The 1,346-nt window shown below is 65.2% G+C and carries 2 protein-coding genes; both read left to right on the forward strand.

Annotated elements, in window-relative coordinates; genetic code table 11:
* Nucleotides 1-431, forward strand: a 431-nt coding sequence (locus GGQ66_RS22875) for an SDR family oxidoreductase (protein ID WP_183796037.1), incomplete at its 5' end; no start/stop codon positions are given.
* Nucleotides 432-497: 66 nt separating this feature from the next.
* Nucleotides 498-1,343: a fumarylacetoacetate hydrolase family protein gene (locus GGQ66_RS22880; protein ID WP_183796039.1), complete on the forward strand. Its 846-nt coding sequence runs from the start codon at nt 498-500 to the stop codon at nt 1,341-1,343.
* The last annotated feature ends 3 nt before the right edge of the window (nt 1,344-1,346 follow it).

Here is a 1,346-nt window from a genome sequence, read left to right on the forward strand (position 1 = left end):
CCTTCGATCTCAACGTCCGCGCCATGATCCGCACCATTCAGGCCGTGCTGCCCGGCATGCTGGAACGTGGCGATGGCACGATCATCAACATGGCCTCGATCGCCTCGTCGTCGAAGGGCGTGCCCAACCGTTGCGCCTATGGCACCACCAAGGCCGCCGTTATCGGGCTGACCAAGTCGGTCGCGGCGGATTATGTGGCGCAGGGCATTCGTTGCAACGCCATCTGCCCCGGCACGGTGGAAAGCCCCTCGCTGGAGAGCCGCATGCGCGCGCAGGGCAATTACGAGGAAGCCCGCGCCGCCTTCATCGCCCGCCAGCCCATGGGGCGCCTCGGCACGCCGGAAGAAATCGCCGACCTTGCCGTCTATCTCGCCGGCGCCACCTACACGACCGGTCAGGCCGTCGGCATCGATGGCGGCTGGTCGATCTGAGGCAGGCCAGAGGGCGTATCGCCCCTCGCCGGATTGAACCGTTTACGACTGGAAAGGACCATCCCCATGAAACTTCTTCGCCATGGCGCTCCCGGCGCCGAAAAGCCCGGCCTTCTGGCTGCCGACGGCACGATCCGCGATCTCTCCGGCCATGTCTTCGATCTCTCGGGCGCTGCACTCGACCCGGACACGCTGGCCCGGCTCGGCGCCATCGATCCCGCGACGCTGCCGGTGGTGGATGCGGGCACGCGTCTCGGCCCGCCGGTCTCGGGCACCGGCAAGTTCATCTGCATCGGGCTGAACTTCTCCGACCACGCCGCCGAATCCGGCATGGCGGTACCGCCGGAACCGGTGATCTTCATGAAGGCGACCTCGGCCATCTGCGGTCCCGACGATGACGTCATCATTCCGCGCGGTTCGGAAAAGACCGACTGGGAGGTGGAACTCGGCGTCGTCATCGGCAAGACCGCGAAATATGTCTCGGAAGCCGATGCCCTGGATTACGTCGCGGGCTATGTGGTTTCCCACGACGTTTCCGAGCGCGCCTTCCAGGCGGAGCGGGCGGGCCAGTGGACCAAGGGCAAGTCCTGCGACACGTTCGGGCCGATCGGCCCGTGGCTCGTCACCCGGGATGAAGTTCCCGATCCGCAGAACCTCGGCATGTGGCTGAAGGTGAACGGCGAGATGATGCAGAACGGTTCGTCGAAGACCATGGTCTATGGCGTTGCCTTCCTCGTGTCCTACCTCTCGCAGTTCATGTCGCTGCATCCGGGCGATGTCATCTCCACCGGCACGCCGCCCGGCGTCGGTCTCGGCATGAAGCCGCCGCGCTACCTCAAGGCCGGCGATACCGTCGAACTCGGAATCGAGGGCCTCGGCACGCAAAAACAGACATTCGTCGCCGATATTTGATTG

It is taken from the genome of Allorhizobium borbori (genome assembly GCF_014196535.1).
Taxonomy (GTDB): Bacteria; Pseudomonadota; Alphaproteobacteria; order Rhizobiales; family Rhizobiaceae; genus Ectorhizobium; species Ectorhizobium borbori.